28 protein-coding genes are annotated in these 26,406 nt (G+C 32.4%); 20 read left to right on the forward strand and 8 right to left on the reverse strand.

What is annotated here, in order from left to right; translation table 11 throughout:
- The first annotated feature begins 37 nt into the window (after positions 1-37).
- The 17 genes from udk to Q0921_RS22460 all read left to right on the forward strand — a co-directional run bounded on the left by udk (position 38) and on the right by Q0921_RS22460 (position 17,367).
- Complete coding sequence (udk, locus tag Q0921_RS22380; RefSeq protein WP_299260955.1) at positions 38-646, forward strand: uridine kinase; 609 nt, start codon at positions 38-40, stop codon at positions 644-646.
- Between the two features lie 87 nt (positions 647-733).
- On the forward strand, positions 734-1,045 hold the full coding sequence (locus Q0921_RS22385) for a septum formation initiator family protein (RefSeq protein ID WP_299261403.1): 312 nt from the start codon (positions 734-736) through the stop codon (positions 1,043-1,045).
- Positions 1,038-2,405 carry a methylmalonyl-CoA mutase subunit beta gene (locus Q0921_RS22390; protein WP_299260957.1) on the forward strand — a complete coding sequence of 456 codons (1,368 nt, stop codon included), beginning with the start codon at positions 1,038-1,040 and terminating at the stop codon, positions 2,403-2,405. The genes Q0921_RS22385 and Q0921_RS22390 overlap by 8 nt, the downstream gene beginning before the upstream one ends.
- Positions 2,406-2,499: 94 nt before the next feature.
- Positions 2,500-3,123, forward strand: a complete 624-nt coding sequence (locus Q0921_RS22395; protein ID WP_299260959.1) for a hypothetical protein — start codon at positions 2,500-2,502, stop codon at positions 3,121-3,123.
- A 104-nt stretch (positions 3,124-3,227) separates the two neighbouring features.
- Positions 3,228-3,869 carry a hypothetical protein gene (locus Q0921_RS22400; protein ID WP_299260961.1) on the forward strand — a complete coding sequence of 214 codons (642 nt, stop codon included), beginning with the start codon at positions 3,228-3,230 and terminating at the stop codon, positions 3,867-3,869.
- A 2-nt stretch (positions 3,870-3,871) separates the two neighbouring features.
- The gene (scpA, locus tag Q0921_RS22405; protein WP_299260962.1) at positions 3,872-6,007 is read left to right on the forward strand and encodes a methylmalonyl-CoA mutase; all 2,136 of its coding nucleotides are present in this window, start codon (positions 3,872-3,874) and stop codon (positions 6,005-6,007) included.
- 83 nt (positions 6,008-6,090) lie between these two features.
- Positions 6,091-6,972 (forward strand): SDR family oxidoreductase, encoded by an 882-nt coding sequence (locus tag Q0921_RS22410; protein ID WP_299260964.1) that lies wholly within the window; start codon positions 6,091-6,093, stop codon positions 6,970-6,972.
- 297 nt (positions 6,973-7,269) lie between these two features.
- Complete coding sequence (locus tag Q0921_RS22415; RefSeq protein ID WP_299260966.1) at positions 7,270-10,122, forward strand: pitrilysin family protein; 2,853 nt, start codon at positions 7,270-7,272, stop codon at positions 10,120-10,122.
- 133 nt (positions 10,123-10,255) lie between these two features.
- Positions 10,256-11,020: an AAA family ATPase gene (locus Q0921_RS22420; RefSeq protein ID WP_118462167.1), complete on the forward strand. Its 765-nt coding sequence runs from the start codon at positions 10,256-10,258 to the stop codon at positions 11,018-11,020.
- Positions 11,021-11,026: 6 nt separating this feature from the next.
- Complete coding sequence (locus Q0921_RS22425; protein ID WP_299260968.1) at positions 11,027-11,932, forward strand: ParB/RepB/Spo0J family partition protein; 906 nt, start codon at positions 11,027-11,029, stop codon at positions 11,930-11,932.
- Complete coding sequence (locus Q0921_RS22430) at positions 11,922-12,524, forward strand: DUF5683 domain-containing protein (protein WP_299260970.1); 603 nt, start codon at positions 11,922-11,924, stop codon at positions 12,522-12,524. The genes Q0921_RS22425 and Q0921_RS22430 overlap by 11 nt, the downstream gene beginning before the upstream one ends.
- A 26-nt stretch (positions 12,525-12,550) precedes the next feature.
- Entirely contained in the window at positions 12,551-13,249 is a 699-nt protein-coding gene (gene dapB / locus Q0921_RS22435; RefSeq protein WP_299260972.1) for a 4-hydroxy-tetrahydrodipicolinate reductase, read from the forward strand.
- A gap of 64 nt (positions 13,250-13,313) precedes the next feature.
- A complete protein-coding gene (gene lepB / locus Q0921_RS22440) occupies positions 13,314-14,891 on the forward strand; it encodes a signal peptidase I (RefSeq protein WP_299260974.1) in 1,578 nt (525 codons plus the stop codon).
- A 3-nt stretch (positions 14,892-14,894) separates the two neighbouring features.
- Positions 14,895-15,581 (forward strand): signal peptidase I, encoded by a 687-nt coding sequence (gene lepB / locus Q0921_RS22445; protein WP_299260976.1) that lies wholly within the window; start codon positions 14,895-14,897, stop codon positions 15,579-15,581.
- Between the two features lie 5 nt (positions 15,582-15,586).
- Complete coding sequence (locus Q0921_RS22450; RefSeq protein WP_299260979.1) at positions 15,587-16,210, forward strand: WbqC family protein; 624 nt, start codon at positions 15,587-15,589, stop codon at positions 16,208-16,210.
- On the forward strand, positions 16,210-16,518 hold the full coding sequence (locus Q0921_RS22455) for a DUF6122 family protein (protein ID WP_299260981.1): 309 nt from the start codon (positions 16,210-16,212) through the stop codon (positions 16,516-16,518). Before Q0921_RS22450 ends, Q0921_RS22455 begins: the two co-directional genes overlap by 1 nt.
- Before the next feature lie 78 nt (positions 16,519-16,596).
- On the forward strand, positions 16,597-17,367 hold the full coding sequence (locus Q0921_RS22460) for a M949_RS01915 family surface polysaccharide biosynthesis protein (protein WP_299260982.1): 771 nt from the start codon (positions 16,597-16,599) through the stop codon (positions 17,365-17,367).
- A gap of 12 nt (positions 17,368-17,379) precedes the next feature.
- Here the strand turns inward: Q0921_RS22460 and Q0921_RS22465 are convergent, their stop codons facing one another.
- The 7 genes from Q0921_RS22465 to Q0921_RS22495 form a co-directional block, all read right to left on the reverse strand.
- Positions 17,380-18,396, reverse strand: coding sequence for an endonuclease/exonuclease/phosphatase family protein (locus tag Q0921_RS22465; protein ID WP_299260984.1), 1,017 nt, complete (start codon positions 18,394-18,396; stop codon positions 17,380-17,382).
- Positions 18,397-18,398: 2 nt separating this feature from the next.
- Positions 18,399-19,292: a rhomboid family intramembrane serine protease gene (locus Q0921_RS22470; protein ID WP_299260987.1), complete on the reverse strand. Its 894-nt coding sequence runs from the start codon at positions 19,290-19,292 to the stop codon at positions 18,399-18,401.
- Complete coding sequence (locus tag Q0921_RS22475) at positions 19,292-20,047, reverse strand: rhomboid family intramembrane serine protease (RefSeq protein WP_299260989.1); 756 nt, start codon at positions 20,045-20,047, stop codon at positions 19,292-19,294. Before Q0921_RS22475 ends, Q0921_RS22470 begins: the two co-directional genes overlap by 1 nt.
- A gap of 6 nt (positions 20,048-20,053) precedes the next feature.
- Complete coding sequence (mutL, locus tag Q0921_RS22480; protein ID WP_299260991.1) at positions 20,054-21,931, reverse strand: DNA mismatch repair endonuclease MutL; 1,878 nt, start codon at positions 21,929-21,931, stop codon at positions 20,054-20,056.
- A complete protein-coding gene (locus Q0921_RS22485) occupies positions 21,932-22,225 on the reverse strand; it encodes a hypothetical protein (protein ID WP_299260993.1) in 294 nt (97 codons plus the stop codon).
- A 162-nt stretch (positions 22,226-22,387) separates the two neighbouring features.
- Positions 22,388-22,885 carry a 6,7-dimethyl-8-ribityllumazine synthase gene (gene ribH, locus Q0921_RS22490; protein ID WP_299260995.1) on the reverse strand — a complete coding sequence of 166 codons (498 nt, stop codon included), beginning with the start codon at positions 22,883-22,885 and terminating at the stop codon, positions 22,388-22,390.
- A gap of 85 nt (positions 22,886-22,970) precedes the next feature.
- Complete coding sequence (locus tag Q0921_RS22495; protein ID WP_299260996.1) at positions 22,971-23,744, reverse strand: tetratricopeptide repeat protein; 774 nt, start codon at positions 23,742-23,744, stop codon at positions 22,971-22,973.
- A 136-nt stretch (positions 23,745-23,880) separates the two neighbouring features.
- Here Q0921_RS22495 and Q0921_RS22500 point away from each other — a divergent pair, with 136 nt between their 5' ends.
- From Q0921_RS22500 to Q0921_RS22510, 3 genes are read left to right on the forward strand one after another with little or no spacing between them, the layout of a single operon-like run.
- Positions 23,881-24,969, forward strand: coding sequence for a DNA replication/repair protein RecF (locus Q0921_RS22500; protein WP_299260997.1), 1,089 nt, complete (start codon positions 23,881-23,883; stop codon positions 24,967-24,969).
- A 12-nt stretch (positions 24,970-24,981) separates the two neighbouring features.
- The gene (locus Q0921_RS22505; protein WP_299260998.1) at positions 24,982-25,395 is read left to right on the forward strand and encodes a lipocalin family protein; all 414 of its coding nucleotides are present in this window, start codon (positions 24,982-24,984) and stop codon (positions 25,393-25,395) included.
- Positions 25,396-25,692: a DUF721 domain-containing protein gene (locus tag Q0921_RS22510; protein ID WP_299261000.1), complete on the forward strand. Its 297-nt coding sequence runs from the start codon at positions 25,396-25,398 to the stop codon at positions 25,690-25,692.
- Positions 25,693-25,908: 216 nt separating this feature from the next.
- Here the strand turns inward: Q0921_RS22510 and Q0921_RS22515 are convergent, their stop codons facing one another.
- Positions 25,909-26,301, reverse strand: coding sequence for a hotdog domain-containing protein (locus Q0921_RS22515; RefSeq protein WP_299261002.1), 393 nt, complete (start codon positions 26,299-26,301; stop codon positions 25,909-25,911).
- Between the last annotated feature and the right edge of the window lie 105 nt (positions 26,302-26,406).

Consider the following 26,406-nt stretch of genomic DNA (forward strand, 5'->3'; position numbering starts at 1 on the left):
ATAACTATTTCTAAATTTGTCAAAAAAATAATTGGGAATGCTTATTATTGGTATAGCTGGAGGAACAGGTTGTGGAAAAACTACTGTCGTTAATCAAATTGTTAATGAATTACCTGAAAATGAAGTATGTGTTATTTCACAGGATTCATATTATAAAGACACTAGTCATCTTAGATACGAGGAAAGAACTAAAATCAACTTTGATCATCCACAATCTATAGATTTTGAGCTTTTAGGAGAACATCTTAATGCTTTAAGAAAAGGAGAAACTATTGAGCAACCTGTGTATTCATTTGTCGAACACAATCGAACTAAGGAAACCATAAAAACTGAACCTAGCAAAGTAATTATCGTAGAAGGAATTTTGATCCTTACAAATCCTAAGATTCGTGATATGTTTGACATCAAAATATATGTTCAAACAGATAGTGATGAGCGTCTAATTAGACGATTAAAACGAGATATTGCAGAAAGAGGTCGAGACATGGAAGAAGTTTTAGATCGATACCAAAACACCTTAAAACCTATGCATCAGCAATTTATAGATCCCACGAAGGAGTTTGCTGATTTGATTATTCCAAATAATAATTACAATAATGTTGCCATCGATATTGTTCGTACCATTGTAAAAGAACGCTTGAATTAACTTTTGTACCTTTATAAACTAAAAATTATTTGATTTAAATTGAAGCCAAAACGCTATTTCGAAAAGCTAAAGAACACTCCTGCTCTAATACCTGTTTTTGCCATATTTTTTAATAAATATGTGTTGATAATATTGGTATTTGTGGTATGGATCCTTTTTTTGGATACAAATTCGTGGCTTATTCATAGAGAATTAGATCAGGAAATCAAAGAATTAAACGATAACAAAGAATATTATAAAAAGGAAATTATAAAGGATCAAAAAGATATAAAAATTCTAAAAGACAGTAGTGAACTAGAAAAGTTTGCCAGAGAAGAATATTTTATGAAGCGCGATAATGAGGAGATCTACATTATTGAATACGAAGACAGTATTCCTAAAAAAGAAAAAGATGACTAAAACTTTGTTTGATGGTTTTGATGAAATTTCTGCAAAAGAATGGAAGCAAAAAATTCAATTCGATTTAAAAGGAGCTGATTATAATGAAGCTCTAATATATAAATCATATGAAGGAATTGATGTAAAACCTTTTTATAACGCTGAAGATATTGCCGAGGTGGATAATAACAACTCTCACCCTTCTACGTGGAAAAATTCTCTAAAAATTAAAGTTGACGATGCTATTGCTGGAAATAGTGCCGCCTTAAATGCTATTAAAAAGGGAGCGGAAAGTATTTATTTCATTATCGGGACAGAGAATATAGAACCGCATATACTTTTATCTGATATCTCCCCAGAAATACCTGTCTATATTGAAACTTTATTTTTATCCTCTAATTATACCCAAAAGATAAATACTTATGCTAGTAAATCGATGATTTCTATTCATTTACTAACAGACATCATTGGTAATTTAGCAAAAACTGGAAATTGGTTTAAAAATTTAAAAGAAGACCATCAGGTACTAGAAAATATTGCAAAAGAAACCAGTAATATAAACAACATTATCAGTGTAGACCTTGGTATGCTTCAAAATGCGGGAGCTACTATGATCCAACAATTAGCTTATGGATTAGCTCACGCAAATGAATATCTTAATCACTTTGAAAATCGACAAAATAATCCATTTCAGGAGAAAGCAATAATCTTTAAGGTTGCTATTGGGGGAAATTACTTCTTTGAAATTGCTAAACTAAGAGCTTTAAGGATATTATGGGATTCTTTGTCAGGAGAATATAAAATGTTAAAAAAATGTTATATATTTGCGCATCCTTCACACAGAAATAAAACCATTTTAGATTATAATGTAAATATGCTTCGTACTACCACTGAGTGCATGAGTGCTATATTAGGTGGAGCAGATACGATTCATAATTTGAGATATGATGATGTATATAATCTCGAAAATGATTTCGGAACAAGAATAGCAATCAATCAATTGCTAATTTTGAAAAACGAGAGTTCTTTTGATATTGTAAACAATCCTGCATCTGGATCTTATTATATCGAAAGCTTAACAAATCAGCTGGCTGAAAAAGCGCTGTCCCTATTTAAAAACATTGAAGAAGGCGGAGGCTATTTGAAACAATTAAAATCTGGAATCATTCAGAAAAAAATAAAAGAAAGTTCAGAGAAAGAACAAGAGCTTTTTGACAAAGAAGAAGTTATTTTAACAGGAGCTAATACCTACAGAAATCCTGAAGAAGTAACACCTTCGATGCAGAAAAATCCCTTTCTTGAAAAGAAAGTAAGAAAAACTTTGGTTAGTCCAATTATCAAAAGAAGATTGTGTGAAAAAATCGAGAAAAACAGTATATAACGGAAATAATTCATAATTTATTGTTAACTTTCCAAAAAAAATTAACATTTAACAACAAATAATTAACAAAACTAAATCTTAATCGATGCCCCAAATGATTAGATCTAGAATCATCATAGTAACTTTATTGCTTTTAACATCAATTTGCTACTCTCAAAAAGGTATTAATTGCCTGAGCGTTGATAGTAGTGGACTCTACACTAAAGCATTCAATTCTTTCGAAAAAGACTTATTCGAATACTACAAATTTGGAAATGATTCTATAAAAACATACCGTACATTCTTGGCAGAAGTAGCGAGTTTATCGCTAGATTTGAGAAAATTACCATCGGACAACTCTATCCAATTAGCACGCGTTTTTAAAAAGAAATCGAATGATCCTAATTCTATTTGGGTAAAACTTAGCGAATACGAAAATCACGAAGCAAGTAAAAAACCATCACCATATACGCATCCTTCTAAAAAAGAAGAAGAAGAAATTCTAATTTTTAATTATAGAGGAGGACTTATTCAATGTCTAAAAAATAATAGTGATAGTGATGACTTCCAAAATATCATTAGCACACTTGAACAGGATGGAAATGTAAGCACATCGTTAATCGCACAAAGAATTTATTATATTCCAGACAAAAAATTTCGTTCCTCAGAGATAAAAAAGTTTATTGCTTTTGATATTTATTTCTCTATTCTTATGGTTATCGAAAAAGCATTTGGTTGATCATTATTGCAATATTCTTTATTAACTGACTAACATAATTTATATTTTCTAAAATAGATCACTAATAAAACCGTAATTTTACGTTTTTATTAATGTTTTCTTCAATGAGAATAAAACTATATCTTCTTATTGGTTCGTTATTGATCTTAATTTCGTGTAATACTGTTTTACAGGAAACCCAAAGTTGGATAGAAAAATCAAATAATAATACCAACCAAATATTAGAAGGGAATTACTTTCACCTAGAAAATGGATTGATTAAAACATTTCTTCCCAAAGGATTTAAACAACTCTCATTAGAAAATTATAAATCTATACTTGACTCCTCTATTACCAAGACACAGTTGAGTAATGAAATGAGAAGATTAGAAAGTATGAGGGATATGGAGGGGGATTTTTACTTATTCTTTGACTCTTATGCAAGATCTACATATACTTTAAACACGCTTCCTTATATGAATTTTAGTAAACAAAATGCTGCTATGTTGCTTTCTATTATCAAACAAAAGAACAATCAAGTAAGCCTTGTTACTGATCTAAACTTTAAAAAACTCACTGCTGCTTATGCAAAAAACAAGGATTTTACAATGTTTAGATCTATATTTCAGGTTGATAATTTTGTAGAAAATATTCGGATGTTTAGTAATTTTTACATTATTACAGCTGACAAACAGACATTTATGATCAATCTTACAACTCCGTTTGAAGTAAATTTTGATGGATATATTGAACAAATGAAATTTTAAAAATGACCAGAAAAAATATTCAACATATTACGTTGCGTCCAGAGAGTAAAGCTTCCCATTCATCTTCTGAGAAAGAAATATTTACTACTTCGGAAGGAATTGAAATAAAATCTGAATATAGCAAAGACGATATAAAAAATCTTACCCATCTTAATTTCGTAGCTGGAATACCTCCCTATTTGAGAGGCCCCTACTCTACCATGTATGTCAGAAGACCTTGGACTATTAGACAATATGCCGGATTCTCTACTGCAGAAGAAAGTAACGCATTTTATCGTAGAAATCTTGCGGCAGGTCAAAAAGGACTCTCTGTTGCTTTTGACCTCGCTACACATCGTGGATACGATAGTGATCATGAGAGAGTATTTGGAGATGTGGGCATGGCTGGAGTAGCAATAGACACGGTAGAAGATATGAAAGTACTCTTTGACCAGATACCATTAGATAAAATGTCTGTCTCTATGACAATGAATGGAGCGGTTTTACCAATAATGGCTTTTTATATTGTAGCAGCAGAAGAGCAAGGAGTAGATAAAAAATTATTATCAGGAACTATTCAAAATGATATCCTGAAGGAATTTATGGTACGTAACACCTATATTTATCCTCCTACTCCATCAATGAGAATCATTAGCGATATTTTTAAATATTGTTCTAAAAACATGCCTAAATTTAATCCGATAAGTATTTCCGGATACCATATGCAAGAAGCGGGAGCGACTTGTGATATTGAATTGGCATATACATTAGCAGATGGATTAGAATATATAAGAAAAGGAATCGAAGCAGGTTTGGATGTTGATTCATTTGCTCCTCGTTTATCATTTTTCTGGGCAATAGGAATGAATCACTTTATGGAAATTGCCAAAATGAGGGCTGCGCGTATGCTTTGGGCAAAACTTATTAGACAATTCAATCCTAAAAACCCAAAATCACTGATGCTCAGGACTCACTGTCAGACCAGTGGATGGAGTTTAACTGCACAGGATCCCTTTAACAATGTAGCCAGAACCTGTATAGAAGCAAGTGCAGCAGCTTTTGGAGGTACCCAAAGTTTGCATACCAATGCATTGGATGAAGCTATTGCATTACCCACAGACTTCTCTGCTAGAATAGCCAGGAACACGCAAATATACCTTCAGGAAGAAACTCAGATAACGCGTACTGTTGATCCATGGGCTGGAAGCTATTATGTAGAATCTTTAACAAATGACATAGCAGAAAAAGCCTGGAAACTTATAGAAGAGGTCAAAGAATTAGGAGGAATGACTAAGGCGATAGAAGCTGGAATTCCTAAAATGCGCATAGAAGAAGCTGCAGCTCGTAAGCAAGCTAGAATTGATAGTCAACAAGATTTAATTATCGGGGTTAATAAATTTCAACTAGAAGAAGAAGAATATATCGCTACTCTGAAAGTAGACAATAATGCCGTAAGAAAGCAACAAATTGACGGATTAAAGAAAGTTAAAAATTCTAGAGATGAAAAAGCGGTGCAACAAGCACTACTTAATTTAACAAAAGCAACAAAAGATGATGAGAAAAATTTATTAGCTTTAGCCGTGGATGCTTCACGATTAAGAGCTACCTTAGGAGAAATTAGTGATGCTCTTGAAAAAGAATTTGGAAGATATAAAGCAGAAATTAAATCATTTACAGGAGTGTATGCCAAAGAGATAAAAAATGATAAGTCTTTTGCCAAAGCAAGAGAATTAGCTAACCAATATGCAGATCTCGAAGGTCGAAGACCTAGAATAATGATTGCAAAAATGGGACAAGACGGCCACGATCGTGGAGCTAAAGTAGTCGCTACTAGTTATGCTGATGTAGGTTTTGATGTAGATATAGGTCCCTTATTCCAAACTCCAGAAGAAGCTGCAAAACAAGCTGTAGAAAATGATGTACATATTGTTGGTGTTTCATCGTTAGCTGGAGGACATAAAACTTTGGTTCCTCAGATTATTGCAGAATTAAAAAAATACGAAAGAGAAGACATTATGGTTATTGTAGGCGGAGTCATTCCACCTGATGATTATGAATTTCTATTTCAGGAAGGAGCTGTTGCGATATTTGGTCCAGGAACTAAAATAAGTGACGCAGCCATTACTATTCTAGAAATTTTAATTTCGACATTAGAATAACACTAAAATACTATGCATGCATAGTATTTTAAATATAAATTGTAACTTTCACAAAAATAACGTACGATATTAATACAAAACATATGAGTTATACTGATAAAATGCTTCGTGATGGAGCTTTGGAAGGAAAAAACATTGTAGTTACCGGTGGCGGTAGTGGATTGGGTAAATCAATGACTAAGTACTTTATGGAACTTGGTGCCAAAGTAGCTATTACCTCACGTAATCTCGAAAAACTCCAAGGTACTGTAAAAGAACTTGAAGAAGAAACAGGAGGAACCTGTATACCTGTACAATGTGATGTAAGGCATTATGATCAAGTAGAATCAATGAGAGATCAAGTTCTCGAAGCCTTTGGATCGGTAGATATATTACTAAACAATGCTGCAGGAAACTTTATCTCCCCAACCGAACGATTATCAGCTAATGCCTTTGACACTATAATCGATATCGTATTAAAGGGAACTAAAAACTGTACACTTGCTTTTGGAAAACATTGGATAGATACCAAGTACGAAAATACTAATGTTCTAAATATAGTAACAACATATGCCTGGACAGGTTCTGCTTATGTAGTGCCAAGTGCCACTGCTAAAGCAGGTGTATTAGCTATGACACGATCACTAGCGGTAGAATGGGCTAAATACGGAATGCGATTTAATGCGATTGCTCCTGGACCTTTTCCTACTAAAGGTGCTTGGGATCGACTTTTACCTGGAGATATGAAAGATAAATTTGACCTTTCTAAGAAAGTACCTCTACAACGTTTAGGAGAACATCAAGAATTAGCAAACTTAGCAGCATACCTTGTTTCGGATTTTTCTGCATATGTTAACGGTGAAGTCATCACATTAGATGGAGGAGAATGGCTAAAAGGAGCTGGGCAATTCAACCTGTTGGATCAAGTTCCTGAGCAAATGTGGGATATGCTAGAAGCTGCAATTCGAGCTAAAAAGAGCAAGTAAAAAATCTCTGTTAAAATATTATTACAACTGAATACCAGCTTTTCTGGTATTCAGTTTTTTTTTGAAAATTTTATATAAAAATAGTACCCAGATTACATTTGTATATAAAACAAAAACAACTATAAATTCATAAGAATATTAATCAAACGAATCATCTAGCTAGAAAAGATTTAGTTTGTATTACAAATAAAGCTACATTCAACCAATACTCAACTAAAAAAACAGTTGAATACCTGATTTTTAACTACTTTTAGACTTTATTATATTCAAAAACAAGTTTACACTAATAATTCATCAATGATGATAAAAACAATTTCTAACACACTTATTGGAGCTTTTTTATGTAGTATCCCATTTACTGCAATTGCTCAAACAACTAACAAAGAACTTGAAGTATCTACTAGTTTAGAAAATGAGGCTAAAATCCCAATAGACCCTAACGTAAAAATCGGGAAACTAGATAATGGTCTCACCTATTACATCAGAAATAATGGAAAACCAGAAGATAAAGTAGAGTTACGACTAGTAGTAAATGCAGGATCCATTTTAGAAAATGAAAATCAATTAGGGCTTGCTCATTTTATGGAGCATATGAACTTTAATGGCACAAAGAATTTTAAAAAGAATGATCTGGTTGATTATCTACAGACTATCGGAGTTAAATTTGGTGCTGACTTAAATGCATATACCAGCTTTGATCAAACTGTGTATATTTTACCTATCCCTAGTGATGATCCTGAAAAATTAGAAAAAGGATTCCAAATTATAGAAGATTGGGCTCATAATGCGGAACTTACAGAAGAAGGTATTGATGGAGAAAGAGGTGTCGTGCTAGAAGAATATCGAATAGGTAAAGGTGCTAATGAAAGAATGCTTCAAAAATACTTACCTATAATTGCCTATAATTCTAAATATTCTGAACGTTTGCCTATAGGTACAAAAGAAAATCTAGAAAACTTTAAATATGAAGATGTAAGAAGCTTTTATAAAGATTGGTACAGACCAGATCTAATGTCAGTAATTGCTGTTGGGGATCTAGATGTTGCAACTTTAGAACAAAAGATAAAAAATCATTTCAGTGGTATCCAAATGCCAGAAAATCCTAAAAAAAGAGAAACATATGATACACCAAATCATGAGGAAATTCTTATTGCTGTAGTTTCAGACAAAGAAGCATCCAACTCTATTGTAAGATTAATGTATAAAGACAGAGAGGTTTCAGAACCAATGACTACGATAGGTGATTACAGAAAAGATATTGTAGAGGGCGTTTTTACCCAAATGATGAATAACCGCCTTAATGAACTAAGAAACAAGCCTAATCCACCTTTCGTATTTGCGGGAAGCGGCCACAGTGGTGTTTTTGCAAGAAATAAAAAAGCATATCAGTCATTTGCTTTGACTTCTGAAACTGGGCAACTTAATGCTTTAAAAGTAATTCTACAAGAGAATAAAAGAGTACAACAGTATGGATTCAAAAAAGGAGAACTAGATCGAGCAAAAAAAGATGTTACTGCAAGATGGGAAAAGTTATTCAAGGATAAGGATAAAAGAGAATCTAATAGAATCATAGGACAGTATATTAACAATTATCTGGAACAGGAACCTATTCCAGGAATCGAATGGGAATATCAATATACCATGTCACAATTACCAACTATTAATCTAGAAGAAGTAAATAAATTAATTAAGACCTTTTTACACGATGATAATCGTGCAGTAATAATGACTGGACCAGAAAAAGATGAACTAAAACAGGTAACGAAAGAAGAAATTCTTTCCGTATTAAAAGCAGTAGAAACTACTGAAATAGAAGATTACAAAGATACAGAAGTTCGTAAAAATCTAATCGTGAACATGCCAACTCCTGGAAAAATTCTTTCTTCTAAAACTAATAAAAAATTAGGCTATACGGTTTTAGAATTAAGCAACGGAGCAAAAATCACTTATAAAAAAACTGATTTTAAAAACGATGAAATTTTATTTTCTGCATTTAGCTTTGGAGGAAATTCTTTGTATACCGATGAAGAATATATGCAAATTGCTTTTGGAAGAGGAAGTGTTTCGCAAACTGGTTTAGGTGGACTATCACGTAATGATATGAACAAAGTAATGTCTGGTAAAATCGTAGCATTAAGCCCTTACATCATTAATATTTCTGAAGGCTTTAATGGTTTTACTACGCCTAAAGATATGGAAATACTATTCCAACAACTATACTTATACTTTACGGATGTAAATGAAGATGAAAAAGCATTTAGAACAGAGCTGGAAAAACAAAAAGGGTTTTTAGCGAATTATCTTTCTAATCCACAAAATTATTTCAATGAAGAGTTTAATAAATTTCAATATGGAGAAAGCCCGAGATATACTGGTTTTCCTACCTCAGAAAAATTAGACGCTGTTAACTACGAACTCGCATATCAGAAGTATAAAGAGCGATTTGCAGGTGCGGGTGGTTTCAATTTTTATCTAGTAGGGAATATTGATGATGCTAAACTAAAAGAATATGCAGAAAAGTATATTGCTAGTTTACCTGACACAGGTAAAGAAGAAACCTATAAAGTTTCTGATTTTAGGCCAATATTCGGAGCTCATGAAAAGATAGTATATAAAGGTAAAGATCCTAAAAGCTCTGTTAATATTATTTGGAGAGGCGAAACAGAATACAACAAATCCGAAGATTTGGCCATAAAAGCCCTAGGAGAAATCCTTTCTATTAAATTAATTGAAAAATTGAGAGAAGAGGAAAGTGGTGTATATGGCGTTGGTGCCAGAGGAAAACTGAACAAACTCCCTTATGGAAGTTATAACTTTAGTATTAGTTTTCCTTGTGGACCGGAAAACGTAAAAAAATTAACTGATGCCGCTATTGCCGAATTAAAAAGGATCATAAAAGATGGACCAACCGATAAGGATCTTGCTAAAATTAAAGAATCTAGACTATTAGATTATAAAGAAAAAAGTAAACAAAACTCCTTTTGGTTGAGCAATCTTCAGAGTGCTGATTATAATCAAACACCAATGCAACAAGAAGAAACCTATACTGAAGCTATTACAAAGTTATCCAAACAAGATATTCAGAATGTGGCAAAAAAATACGTAGACACGGGATATATTTTGGGTGTATTAATGCCAGAAAAAGAATAATTTACACTTATTATTCATCCCGAAGGCCATCAGTTTCAGCTAATGGCCTTTTTTATTAAACACTGTTAATATTTTTCATTTTTATAATGTATAATTAATTGTATTTTTATCGCTTAAATCCAAATCTCCCCACATGGGTAAAATAATAGCGATTGCCAATCAAAAAGGTGGTGTTGGTAAAACAACCACTTCTGTAAATTTAGCAGCTTCTCTAGGAGTATTAGAGAAAAAAGTACTACTTATAGATGCAGACCCTCAAGCCAATGCGACTTCAGGACTAGGACTAGATGTAGAAAGTATTGAAAAAGGAACCTATCAGATTCTGGAACATACTATTAAACCTGAAGAGGCAATATTAGAGACTAATTCTCCTAATGTAGATATTATACCAGCACATATTGATCTGGTAGCTATAGAGATTGAACTAGTAGATAAAGACGAACGAGAATATATGCTAAAGAAGGCTATTGAGCATCTTAAATCAGCATATGATTATATTTTAATCGATTGTGCGCCATCACTTGGACTGTTAACACTTAATGCGCTTACAGCATCAGATTCAGTAATTATTCCTATTCAATGCGAATACTTTGCACTTGAAGGATTAGGTAAATTATTAAATACAATAAAAAGTGTTCAGAAAATCCACAATCAACATCTCGATATCGAAGGGTTGTTATTAACAATGTATGATTCAAGATTGCGATTATCCAATCAAGTTGTCGAAGAAGTACAAAAACATTTTAATGAAATGGTTTTCAAAACAATCATTCAACGAAATATCCGTTTAAGCGAAGCACCTAGTTATGGTGAAAGTATAATAAATTACGATGCTTCTAGTAAAGGTGCTAGCAATTACCTAAGTTTGGCGCACGAGATTATAAAGAAAAATAGTTAAGGATTCATGGCGAAGGCAACAAAAAAACAAGCTTTAGGCAGAGGGCTATCGGCTTTACTGAAAGACCCGGAAAATGATATCAAATCGGCAGAGGATAAAAACGCTGATAAAGTGGTTGGAAACATTATAGAATTGGATCTCAATAGTATTGAAGTAAATCCTTTTCAGCCCCGTACAAGTTTTAACGATGAGACACTTCAAGAACTTGCTACTTCTATAAAAGAAATAGGTGTAATTCAACCGATTACAGTTCGTAAATTAGATTTTGACAAGTATCAGCTAGTAAGTGGAGAAAGACGATTTAGAGCTTCTAAATTAGTTGGGTTAAAAACCATCCCTGCGTATATTCGTATTGCTAATGATCAGGAATCGTTGACAATGGCACTGGTAGAAAACATCCAACGTCAGGATCTAGACCCTATAGAAATTTCATTATCGTATCAGAGATTAATTGATGAGATTCAATTAACTCAAGAACAATTAAGTGATCGTGTAGGTAAAAAAAGATCTACAATCGCTAATTACTTAAGATTATTAAAATTAGATCCTATTGTACAAACTGGTATTCGAGATGGGTTTATCACGATGGGTCACGGAAGAGCATTGATTAACATCCAGGATCAGCAACAACAACTGGATATTTACGAAAAAATTATTGGAGATTCGTTATCCGTTCGTAACACTGAAAAATTAGTTAGGTCTTTAAACAATAAAGAAGAAAAACCTACTACTGAAAAATCGGAAAGTAAAGCTCCCCAATATATATTAAAAGGAATCAAAGATTTCTCGGAATATTTTGGAGCAAAGATTGACGTAAAGGTTTCCAGTAACGGACGTGGGAAATTGATTATCCCGTTTTCTTCAGAAGAAGATTTTAAACGCCTAAAGAAACTCATTGACAGTGAAAATTAAGTCCTTTTATATTATTTTATTCTTATTTTTTTGTATTCATCCTATTTTTTCTCAAGAGGAAAATGAAAACGAAGAACTAAAAGTGGTTACAGAAGAAGTAGCTGTTAAAAAGAAGAAAAAAAAGAAGAAAAAAATAATTCCTTATGAACCCTTAGCTCCTGCGAGAGCGGCTTTTTATTCAGCTATCTTACCAGGATTGGGACAAGCACATACCGGAAAATATTGGAAAATACCTATTGTTTATGGTGCGCTAGGAGCCGGAATATACTATTATAAATTTAATAATGATTTGTATATTGAAGCTCGTGACTTTTACAAAGGAAGATTAGCAGGTCTTCCCGACGGAGACAATAGATTATCTATTCTTGATAATGAACAATTAATAGATCGACAACGACGCTTTAGAAAAGATCAGGAATTATCAATAATGATTACGGTAGGTCTGTATGTATTAAATATCATTGATGCAAACGTAACTGCTCATTTACAGCAATTTAACGTTTCTAAAGACTTAACTTTTGAACCAAAAATAAATTTTAACGAATTAGGCGGCAAACCAAATTACGGTATGTCACTAAATTATAGTTTCTAAATTTTATAACCACCATCACCAAAAATATGAAGATTGCGCTACTAGGATATGGCAGAATGGGCAAAACCATAGAAAAAATTGCAACCGACAGAGGTCATACTATTGTACTCACCGTAGACAAAGACGATACAGCATATGATGTATCTGTGGCTGATGTAGCTATTGATTTTAGTATTCCTTCCGCAGCAGTAAATAATATTACTAACTGCTTTAATGCTCATGTGCCTATTGTATCTGGAACTACAGGTTGGTTAGATCATTATGATCATATCATATCATTATGCGAAGAAAAAAAAGGGGGGTTTATTTACGCATCAAATTATAGTTTAGGGGTTAATTTGTTTTTTGAATTAAACAAAAAATTAGCCAAAATGATGAATCCAATAGAAGGATATAACATTCACATGGAAGAAATTCATCATACTCAGAAATTGGATGCTCCTAGCGGAACCGCAATTACCTTAGCAGAAGGTATTATAGAAAACACTGATAAAGATGCTTGGCAATTAGACAAAGGAAACGATAATGAGATTCCTATTGTAGCAAAAAGAATAGAAAACGTTCCGGGTACTCATACTGTTACCTATACATCAGCAGTAGATGATATAGAAATTAAGCATACTGCACATAATCGTCAGGGATTCGCTCTTGGTGCTGTTGTAGCTGCAGAATGGTTATCTGGTAAAACAGGAGTTTTCGGGATGAAAGACGTTTTAGGTCTATAACTAAAAAAAGAAAAAGTGTAACACTTTTGATGTTACTTACACTTATACTAAAAACATATATAGAATGACACTATCAGAATGGTTTATATTTTTCGTGGCGGTACAAGTAATACATTTCTTAGGAACTTGGAAATTATACGTTAAAGCAGGAAGAAAAGCTTGGGAAGCAGGAGTACCAGTATACAATGCAGTAGTATTAATGAAAATAATTAATCGTCCGTGGTGGTGGGTTATATTATTGTTTATCCCTGTGATCAATGTAATCATGCTTCCTGTAATATGGGTAGAAACCATTAGAAGTTTTGGAAAAAACACCACAACAGATACTATACTTGTAATCGTAACATTAGGATTCTATATCTACTATGTAAACTATATGCTAGATGTTAAACACATAGAAGATAGAGATCTAAAACCGAAAACTGGTACTGGAGAATGGATAAGCTCTATTCTTTTTGCAGTAGTTGCAGCTACGCTAGTGCACACATACTTTATGCAACCATATACCATACCAACGGGGTCTTTAGAAAGAACGCTATTAGTTGGTGATTTCTTATTTGTAAGTAAATTTCATTATGGAGCTAGAACACCTATGACTGCGGTTTCTTTTCCTATGGTTCACGATACTATTCCGTTAGTTAGGACTAAATCATATAATAGCGATATACAATATCCATATTTCAGATTACCCGGTTTTCAAAAAATAAAGCGTAATGATATTGTAGTATTTAGCTGGCCAGTGGATACCGTACGCTTTTTTAGAGACCCATCTGGAATCAATGTCTATAAACCTATCGATAAAAAATCAAATTATGTAAAACGTTGCGTAGGTATACCAGGCGACTCCTTATCAGTAGTAGATGGATATGTTCATATTAATGGGAAACAAACCGAATTACCAGATAGAGCCCAATTACAATTTTCATATAGTGGAACTACAAAAGGAAGTCGATTTAATCCTCAAACATTATATGATAGATACAAAATAAAAGCAAAAAACCCTCAAGAATTCGGATATAACGAGGAACGATTTTTTATTAAAGGTATCACTAAGGAATCCGCAAATAAATTTAAAAACCATCCAAACGTTGCTTCTATAAAAAGAGATATTGCTCCTAAAGGGGAAAAAGCTTATGGGGTTTTTCCTAACAACGGAAAAGTAAACTGGAATTATGATAATTTTGGTGCTATTTATATTCCTGAAGAGGGAAAAACAGTAAAAATGGATCTAAAAAGTTTTTCATTATATCGAAGAGTTATCGAAGTATATGAAGGTTCAGAAATGGGAATTGACAATAAGTTATCTGTAAATGGAACTCAGGTATTATTAAATGGAAATCCTATTGATACTTATACCTTTAAGCAAGATTACTACTGGATGATGGGTGATAATCGTCATAATAGTGAAGATAGTCGTGCTTGGGGATATGTACCAGCAAATCACGTTGTTGGAAAACCTGTTTTTATATGGATGAGTTGGGATACCGATGCCAAAGGGCTTTTTAATAAAATAAGATGGGAACGTTTATTTACTACTGTTGGTGGTAGCGGCAAACCAGTATCGTATTTCTATTACTTCTTGATCGCACTGATTGGTTATATAGTTTTCAGTAAATATCGTAAGAGAAAGAAATCAGCGTAATTCATGAACAGAAATGGAAAAATACTTATTGGTGCTAGTATCATAGTAATTGGTTTTTTTCTATTCATAGTTTATGGAACGGATTTATGTCGATATTATCAGAACGCTAGTACTGCAAATGCTCCTACATTACCTATAGGAAGTAGAATGTTAGTTTCATCACTGGTAAAACCTAATCGATTAGATTTTGTAACCTTTAAAATAGGAGATTCTTCGTTTGGAAGAGGCAGAATAATTCAAAGATTAGTTGGCATTCCTAATGATACTTTAGAAATAAAAAATGGAGATTTACATGTCAATGGGGATAATATAGATATTTCTATTAATTTAGCCCACAGGTATAGAATTCCTTTAAAAACAGCTGAATTAATTAAAGAAGATTTATTGTATATGTATGATGGATCACCATATTATTATCCAAATAATGACACTGTCATTTTATTTATTCCAAAGAATATCGCAGCTAGTAATAATCTAGAAAATTATCGTGTTATTGAGAATAAAGATAATTTTGATAGCCACATCTTTTCTGTTTATAATCAGAAATGGAATAAAGATAATTTTGGTCCTCTAATATTGAAAGAGAATGAATATTTTGTTTTGGGAGATAACAGAGATAATTCTAACGATTCTAGATACACTGGACCAATTCTTCAAGAGCAAATTGTAGGAAAAGCTGTTAGATTCTAAACACCATGAAAACCACCCTACTCCATCCTATGTATTTTGGATCCATTGAGCAATATGTTACAATGGCTCAATCAGATTCGATTGTTTTTGAAAATGAAGATAACTATCAAAAACAAACCTATCGCAATAGAACTTACATCTATGGAGCTAATGGTAAACTCTTATTAACCATACCCATAAAACATATAGGTAATGGAACGAAACAATTATATAAGAATGTCCGTATAGAAAATGAATTCCCTTGGCAATTACACCATTGGAAATCCCTTCAGTCTGCTTATAGAACCTCTCCTTTTTTTGAATATTATGAAGATGAATTAATTCATCTTTTCGAAAAAAGAAAAGATTTTTTACTGGATTTTAATTACGAATGTATGGAGGTTATTTTTGATTGCCTTCAATCAAGCACTTCATACTCCAAAACAAGAGATTATCAAAAAGATCATGAAGATCGCAATGATATGAGAATCTTAGTCAGTTCTAAAAAAGAAGATACGTACGAATTAGATACATACATTCAGGTATTTTCGGACAAACATGGTTTTATTCCTAATCTTTCTATTTTGGACCTTTTATTTAATGAAGGAACAAATACACTTACTTATCTAGAAAATCAATCAATTTCTTGATGTTTCGACTAATTATACATTACGGATTTCATTTTTTAATCCCTTTAGCTATTGCTTTACTTTTTTTTCCTAAACATTGGAAAAAAGTATACCTCATTTTTCTTGGAGCCATGTTGATTGATATAGATCACCTCTTAGCAGATCCAATTTTTGATCCAAATCGATGTAGTATTGGATTTCACATTTTACACGGTTTGTATGCCATAATCATATATACTCTTTTATTATTTCCTAAAAAAACAAGAGTTGTGGGTATAGCACTACTTTGGCATATTATTACAGATCAATTAGACTGTTGGATGATGTAAATGTGCTTATTTAGAAAATATTCTTTACATTTAGTACAAAACTAGTTGTACATATTTCTTTTTTAATCCTCTTTACTTATGAATAGATTTCTACTTTTTATCATTTTAATAAGCTTTTTCTCTTGTGGAAAACAAACTAAAGAATCAAAAGAATATTCTAAAAATCAAGCAGAAAATATTAAAGTATTACCCATACAAAAACATGCTTCAATACCAATGGACACAACATTGGCTAGAAAACTTTCTAAAAAAGAGATGAATACTATTTTCTCTAATAGGAGACAAATTCAATTGGGTGTTTCTAACCCATTATATCAAGCATATAATTATAAAGATAGTTCTGGCGAATATTATTTATTACTAACTGATCATAAAAATGTTGTAAACGAAGAAAAAGACACTTTATATGATAATATATATGCATTAAACTTAAGAGTAGAAAAAAATCAGTTTAAGAAAAGATCAACAATCAAAGATGAAATTGATCAAGAATGGGAAGCTTCAATCGGTTTTTGGAATCAATACTCGCAATTATCAGATCTTGATGGTGATGGTGAAATAGATCCTATAATTATCTACGGTACCACGACGCATAGTATGTATGAAGATGGTAGATTGAAAATCGTAGCTTATTATAAAAAAAGTAGAGTAACTATTAAACATCAGAACAGTGAAATTCCCGATGGGAGACTTACAAAAATTAATAAAAAACTCTACACTTTTCCAGTACAAATACAAGAAGCTGTAATAGAAAAAATGAAGTTAATGACGAAAAATGGTCATGCAGTTTTTGCCGAAGACTGGGAGAAAAACATAAAAAACAAAGCTACTCGTTTAGAAAACAAATAATACTATAAAAAACTATAGTTTAATTCTTGAAAATATAGGATAATGATCAGAAAGTTCTTTATCAAAGCTTTTAAAAGCTACTACTTCTGAATCTTCTGGTACTAAAATAAAATCGATTCTGGCAGGAAATAGCTCAAAATTAAAGGTTTTCCCAAACCCTTTCCCTGCCTCTTTAAAGGTGTCCTGAAGGTTTTCTGATTTGATCTTATCATATATATAAGAATACGCTGTATTATTAAAATCACCCATTACAATATTGCGATATGGTGATGATTTCATATGTGCGATAAGCTGTTCTACTTGGCTTTGTTGTTTTTTGAAAGAAACCTGTATCCGTTTGAATAATTTTTGCGAATCTGCTTTTGCTAAATCATCAGTTTTGGTACTAATTCCGTGAGATTGTAGATGAACATTGTACACTCTTATTGTGTCTGAAGATACAGCAATATCTGCGAAAATTACATTATTAGCAGTATTCTCAAAGCTTAAAGAACCTTTATTTACAAAAGGATATTTAGAAAGAATAACCAATGCCAGTTCTTGACTACGGTGATGAAAATGTTCATACTTATGTTCGTATTGGCTAAAATCTATATCTGAATTATTATAAAACTCTTGCGCACAAAATACATCAGGGTTTTCATCTTTTACCAATTTAGAAATTTCCTTTGGTATAACGTCAGAATCAATCCATTTAAACCGATTAAAAGCATGTACATTAAAACTAAACAATGAAAGTGTACCATCAACTGCATCAGAAGATTTTCCTCTTAATTTATACAAGGAAGATACATGAGAAATTCCAAGAACTAGTACAATTAATGACAATAGCATCTTACGTTTTAGGAGTATTGCCCAATACAATAGAAACAGTACATTAATAAGAATTAAAACGGGTACTGTAAGGCTCAACACGGATAACAATGGAAATGTTTGCGGAGAAATATATGGCAATAGATATGACATCAACAAGGCGAAAGCCACTAAAGAATTGATAAAAAATATAATCTTATTAACCAGTTTTCTCATGACTAATCTTTGCCCGCTTTAAACAAAAAGTCTTTTTCTTGTTTGGTTAAACTATCATAGCCGCTTTTACTAATTTTATCAAGTATCGCATCTATCTGAGCTTGATTAGGGTTTTTAGTTGCTGATAAAGTTGTTTTTCTAGTAGTGTTTTTTGATTTCTTAGCTTTATGAACTGTTTTTAAAGGACTTTTCTTTCTAGGCTTAAAAAGACTTATCACTGCATCCATCAATTTCTCAAACCAACTTCCTATATCATTTCCTTTCTTTAGTTGACTAGCATATAAATATCCAAATAATGCTCCTCCAAGATGGGCAATATGTCCTCCCGAATTGTTAGCGGGTATTTGGATTAGATCCATTATTACAAAGAAAGCTGCTATCCACCAGAACTTAATACTACCAATAAACATCAATCTAATGCTCATATTAGGTATATACGTCGCAGTGGCTATTAGTATTGCCATTACTGAAGCTGAAGCTCCTAACAATACAGAATCACCAATATCAGAAAACGCTGGGAACAAATTATACGACAACATATAAAGTAAAGCACCAAAAATTGCTCCTAAAAAATAAACCGTTAACACTCGCTTTCCTGTAAGATAAGAGACAAAATATCTCCCAGAAAAGTACAGAATAATCATATTCGAAGCTATATGCCAAAGACCACTATGTAAAAAAGCATAGGTTATAATTGACCAAGGTTGTGTCAAAAAGCTACCAAACTCTTTTGGGAAAACGAACCAATCCATCAAAAAACCACTGGAAGCATTAAACAAAAATGCGAACGTATTCAGTAGGTAAAAAGATACAAATACAACAATATTGATCACTATTAATTTCTCTACAATAGTAAATCTCTTAAACTTCAATTTTAAATCGTCTATCTGTGACATTAATTCCAACGATTTTGATTAAACGAATTCTTTTTCCAATACCACATAGTAATAAATCCAATTACTGCCCCACCTATATGTGCCCAGTGAGCAATGTTTGTAGCTCCATAAATACTTTGTCCAGTAATTCCACCAAATAAATCTAATACAAAATACCCAGCTACTAAATATTTTGCCTTAATAGGGATAGGAATAAACATTAAATATAATGGTAAATTAGGGTATAAAACTGCAAAAGCCGCTATGACTCCTGCAATCGCTCCAGAAGCACCAACCATTGGAATTGCATACGAATCTATTAATGATTCGGTAACATTTACTGGTACAGATTTGTATGAATAATAAACTCTATTGATAGTTGCCTCATCCAACATTTCAAGGATACTACTCAACGGTATACCTGATTGTAAATGAGCCTCAAGAGCAGGCTTAAATTGAATATAATGAAAAAGCAACTGTAATCCTGCTGCCCCCAATCCAGCAGAAAAATATAAAAACAAGAACTTCTTTTGACCTATTGAATTTTCCAGATGACTACCGAACATGTATAAAACAAACATATTAAAGAAAATATGTGTTCCATTTCCGTGCATAAACATGTGCGTAATAACTTGCCATATTTGGAAATTTTTATTTTCCGGATACCATAAAGCAAATAATTGATCAGATGCGTATCCTCCAATACCCAATGCCCCAACAAAGACTATAACGTTAATTATCAATAAAACCTTTACTGTATCTGTAATTCTACCCATTTATTTTTAAAATTTTTTATCTATATCATCTACTGTTAACGTGATGAAAGTTGGCTTATTATCTGGTGTTATTGTTGGTTCTGTGCAGGCAAAAAGACTATTCACTATATGTTGTTGTTGCTCTTTAGCCAAATCCACTCCTGTTCTCACTGCGATACTCCCTGAAATAGATCTTGCCAATAAATCAGTTAAAGAAAATCCACTATCCGGTACTTCCTGTTCTATATCACTAACCAATTTCTCCAAGAGCACAGAAACTTCACTCTCTGTAGTTACTGTAGGTATCCCCGAAATAGATATTTCTTCTCCCGAAATCTCTCCAAAAACGAAACCGGTATTTTCCAACTGTTCACGTACTGATTTTAACAATTCTATTTCTTGTTTAGAAAACAATAATTTTAGAGGAAATAATAACTGCTGACTCACAGCACTAGCCATGGTGATATTTCTTAATACTTCTTCATACAAGATCCTCTGATGGGCTCTGTGTTGATTAATAATTACCATACCACTTTTAATGGTAGTCACAATATATTTTCGTCTTAACTGATATGTAGTATTATGTTCTAGCGCAGCCTGTTGATCTCCATTAAATAAAGAACCAGTTACCTCTGCACTTTCAAACTGCATAGAAGAGAACTCACTTTCGGTAGATTTAGATGGTATTTCTGTAGTATCCAAACCAGCATATAGATTTTCCCAGCTACCCGTAGATTCCTTTTTAAAACTCGAATAACTTTTAGTAGAAGAGAATGATGAATCTTCTTTCTTTTCATCTTTAAAAGGATTAAAACTCCTATCAACCTCTATGGTTGGAGTTTTTACCATTTTGCTTTTATACTCATATGGAGTATCCATAGATGAATCTCTGTTAAAATCTAATACAGGTGCTACATTAAACTGTCCTAAACTATGTTTTATCGTAGATCTTAACATTGCATATAATGCATGTTCATCATCAAATTTAATTTCAGTTTTTGTAGGGTGAATATTAATATCAATTGATGTTGGATCTACTGTTAGGTAAATAAAATAACTAGGATGTGTTTTTTCTTTTAGTAATCCTTCGAATGCCGAATTAACTCCGTGATTAAGATAGGCACTTTTTATAAATCTATTATTTACAAAAAAGAACTGCTCTCCTCGAGTTCGTTTTGCATACTCAGGTTTACAGACAAATCCTGTGATACTCACCAAATCAGTTTCTTCATCAACTGGAACCAGCTTTTCATTAGTTTTTCCTCCAAAAATATGTACAATTCGCTGTCGACAATTAGAAATTGGTAAACTAAAAACTTCACTCCCGTTATGATAAAAATCAAATTTAATATCAGCGTGCACCATCGCTACTCTATGAAATTCATCAATAATATGACGAAGCTCTACTGCATTTGATTTTAAAAAATTGCGACGTGCGGGAATGTTATAAAACAAATTCTTAACACTAATAGAAGTTCCTTTGGGAGTAACGCAAACTTCTTGAGCAACAACTTCGCTACCTTCTATTTTAATCTCTGTTCCAACCTCATCATCTTCTTGCTTGGTTTTTAACTCTACATGAGCAATCGCCGCAATAGATGCAAGTGCTTCTCCTCTAAACCCTTTGGTATTAAGTTGAAAAAGATCTTCTGCTGTTTTTATTTTGGAAGTCGCGTGTCTTTCAAAACTGAGTCGTGCATCTGTGACACTCATGCCTGCACCATCGTCAATCACTTGGATAAGTGTTTTTCCAGCTTCTTTAACAATTAATTTTATATGAGTAGCTTTGGCATCAATCGCGTTTTCTAATAGTTCTTTAACTACAGAAGCTGGTCTCTGCACTACCTCTCCGGCAGCTATTTGATTGGCTACGTGATCCGGTAATAGTTGGATGATATCTGACATTTATTGTCGGGCAGTAAATATGGATAAATCAAAATCAATTAAATACAAAAAGATAAAGATTAACACAAACACAATATAAATAACTCTCTTGTTGATTTCTCGGTTTCCTCTATTACGGCTTGATTTCCGATCTTCACTCCACTGAGAACCAAAGTCTATTGCATTTCTAGTTTCGCGATATTTAGTAATTCTATTTTCGAAATCGTAGATATTTCCTTTACTCTTTCCTTCATAATACCTTGGAGTATAGTTATATCTTCGATTTGTTTTTCTCTTAGGGATACTTAATTTCACGTGCTGCTCCTTTCTTTTATATTATCCAAATATACTTAAAATGCATAGTAATCTAAAGCTTTTAGCATTACAATAACATTGAAAATATTAACAGCAAGTATAATGCCATTTTTCAGATTCTTGAAAAGTGAACGTGGTATAGAAAACGTACAATATAGTTTCTTAGAACTTAGCGTCTTTACGAAGTTGCGCCATTTTTATCGCAGCGATAGCAGCTTCTGTTCCTTTATTACCGTGTTTACCACCTGATCTATCTATCGATTGCTGCATATTATTATCGGTAAGAACGCAGAAGATAACAGGAATATCATTTTGGATATTTAAATCTTTAATTCCCTGAGTAACTCCATCGCATACAAAGTCAAAATGCTTAGTTTCTCCCTCAATAACACTACCAATAGCAATTACTGCATCCAGCATATCATAGGATTCCTGCATCTTTTTGCAACCATAGATTAACTCAAAACTTCCTGGAACATTCCATCTTACAATGTTATCCTTGATAGCTCCACAATCAATTAGAGCATCAAAAGCCCCCTGAAAAAGACCTTCTGTTATAGTGTCATTCCATTCTGAAACAACAATCCCAAACCGAAAATTTTTCGAGTTTGGGATTGTAGCTTTATCGTATTGAGATAAATTTTTATTTTCTGTAGCCATATTTGGTTGACCGTTTATTGTTAGTAGTTGATAATTTCTATGACTTTGTTTTAAAAACTAAGAACTAAAAACCAACAACTGTAAACTACTTAAGCATTCCTTGAGCTCTTCCTAAATGCACATCAGCCTGATTAGCTTCTACACTTTTAGAAAACTCTTCTTTTATTCTTTCTAGGTATGTAATCGCCGCTTCTGGTTTTCCTAATGAAATTGCAGTGATCGCAGATTTTAATAAAAACTTAGGAGTGGTAAATTCATTATTCTTAGCTTTTACAGCTTTTTCGTAATAAGATAAAGCTTCACCCATTTGATCTAACTGGGCAAAAGCATCACCGATTCCTCCTAATGCCAAAGGGCCAAGCATTTCGTCATCACTCTTAAACTTATCAAGATAGTCAATTGCTTCTTGATACTTATTCATGTTAAGATATGAAAAACCAGCATAATAATTAGCAAGATTAGATGCCTTTGTTCCACTATAATTTTCTATAATTTCTAAAAATCCATATTTACCTTCTCCTCCGTTAAGAGCTAATGTATATAATGAATCACTAATAGTGGTATTACCATTTACTGCATTATCAAAATATTGTTGCGCTTTAAACATCTCATTAGATGCTTCTAATTCTTTTGGCTCCTGGACATATTTCTGATATCCAAGATATCCTAAAACTACAACAGCGACAGCACCAACAATGATAAATATATATTTTTGATTAGCAGCAACCCATTCTTCAGTTCGGGAAGCACCTTCATCCAAAGTATTAAATACTTCAGCGGTTGTAGAATTGTCTTCCAATTCCTCTACCTCTTCTGCTTTATTTTTTGGTTTGTATCCTCGTTTCTTATAAGTTGCCATAAGTTGATTTTAATGAATCGCAAAAATAAAATTTTTATTCATAATTAAAAGCGAAAATATTTGTTATTTTTCAATATTTTGCACTTCCTATTTGAGAATTTCTAAAAAGTCGCGACTGGCTGACGATCAATATTTTATGATTCTAAAATCACTTTCTTTAATTAATTACAAAAATTTTGAATCCGTCAATTTCGAATTTGATGACAAGATTAATTGCCTTGTTGGCCACAATGGAGTAGGAAAAACTAATATTCTAGATGCCATTTATCATTTATCTTTTGGGAAAAGCTATTTCAACCCAATTACTGGTCAAAACATAAAACATGACACTGATTTTTTTGTAGTTGAAGGGTTATACGAAAAATTAGATCGAGAAGAAAAAGTAATTGTTAGTGCTAAAAGGGGACAAAAAAAAGTAATAAAACGAAATGGCAAAGCCTATGACACTTTTAGTGAACATATTGGTTTTCTTCCACTGGTTATTATTTCTCCTGCCGATAGAGACTTGATTACAGATGGAAGTGACACCCGTCGTAAATTTATAGATGGTGTGATTTCTCAGAGCGACACAGCGTATCTTTCTACTTTATTAAAGTACGCTAAAGTTATTTCTCAGCGTAATTCTCTTTTAAAGTATTTTGCTGCTAACAACACATTTGATTCAACTACCTTAGAAATTTACAATCAACAAATGGATGAATTTGGTAATATCATTCATAAAAAAAGGACTACTTTTCTCGAAACATTTATACCTATTTTTATAAATCGTTATGAAGCTATTAGTTCTGGAAAAGAGTCTGTTGCGCTAAGTTATCAAAGTAAATTATCGGAAAATGATTTATTAACACTTTTGGAACAAAACTTAGCAAAAGATCGCATGTTACAATACACAAGCGTAGGAGTTCATAAGGATGACTTATCTTTTGAGATAGAAGGACATCCAATAAAAAAGTTTGGGAGTCAAGGACAACAAAAATCATTTTTGATAGCATTAAAGCTTGCTCAATTCGATTTTATCAAAAAACAAAGTAAGGTAAATCCTTTATTACTATTAGATGACATTTTTGATAAGCTTGATGAAAAAAGGGTAGAACACATAATTCAGCTTGTAGATGATCAGAATTTTGGTCAGCTTTTTATTAGTGACACTCATGCAGATCGAACAGAAAATGTAGTCAAAAAAATATCTCAATCTTATAAGATCATTAAGCTTGGGCTCGATTAAAAAATAGAATTTATGTCAAAAAATATTATATACTCTATAACACTCCTACTAATTTCATGTTCAAAACCAAATCCGGAAACATTTATTAAACATATTAATGGATATTGGGAAATTGAAAAGGTGATTACTTCTGATGGTATTGAAAAGCAGTACAATTTTAATCAAAACATTGACTTCTTTGAAGTAGATAACCTGAAAGGAATTCGTAAAAAAGTACAACCACAATTAAACGGTAATTTTATCACGACCAGAGATAGCGAAACATTTACTATAGTAATCGAAAATGACAGTCTAAGAATGTATTATAAAACTCCACTATCAATCTGGAAAGAAACATTGATTTCTGCAAAAGAAAACCAGATGATCATAAGGAATGATACAGGAAATCTTTACTTTTACAAACCATATACAAAGATTGAATTATAAATGGCAAGGCGACAAAATGATCTTCAGAGTATAAACAATGTTCTCAAAGATTTTGTGAACGAAAACAAACTTCAGAAAGGTCTGGATAAGGTAGAAGTGCGCGATGTTTGGGAGCAAATCATGGGGCCTGCTATTAACAAATATACCAGGAATATTAAACTGGATCGAGAAACATTATATATAGAACTTACTTCTTCGGTACTTAGAGAAGAACTAAGCTATGGAAAAGAAAAAATTATCGCTAATCTTAATGAATGCCTGGAAAGAGAATTGATTAAGAAATTGATTTTGCGTTAGATTAATTATTAAAATTGCGACAAACCTGAAACTTGGTATTATGATATGCCTTTGGAATGTGACGTACATAATGTTGGTTAATCAAAATAACAAAAAATAAACAGAAGTTATCAAAGAAAGACAACTCTGTTTACTGATAAGTTCTAATCTAGTTTTCTCTATATTCTAATCATTCCAACCTTTTTAGTTAATTAAGAATAAATAAACGATATCCTACTAGTTTTGCGCTAATCTATCTTTTACAAATTCGATTTTTGTTTTTCCGTGTGAAGCAGGTTTCCCATTTTTATCCAAATATACCATAGTAATGTTGTCTACTTTAATGATCGTTTTTCGAGTTAATTTGTTACGAACTTCGCATTTGAGTATTAAAGAAGAGTTACCAAATTTAACCACATCCATTCCTATTTCTACAATATCGCCCTGCATTGCAGAACTAACAAAATTAATCTCGGACATATACTTGGTTACAACACGGTTACTTTCTAACTGAATCACTGCATATAATGCAGCTTCCTCGTCAATCCATTCTAACATTCGTCCTCCAAACAGAGTATTGTTTGGATTTAAATCTCCCGGCTTCACTAGTTTTCTTGTATGATATCTCATATTCCTTTACTTTTTTACAAAGTTACTGAAACACCCTATTTTTTCTATAAATTAAGTCCCTTCAAGGAAAGAATTATCTTATTCGAAATTTCACGAAAGGATTAC

This window comes from uncultured Aquimarina sp. (assembly GCF_947496855.1).
Classification (GTDB): Bacteria; Bacteroidota; Bacteroidia; order Flavobacteriales; family Flavobacteriaceae; genus Aquimarina.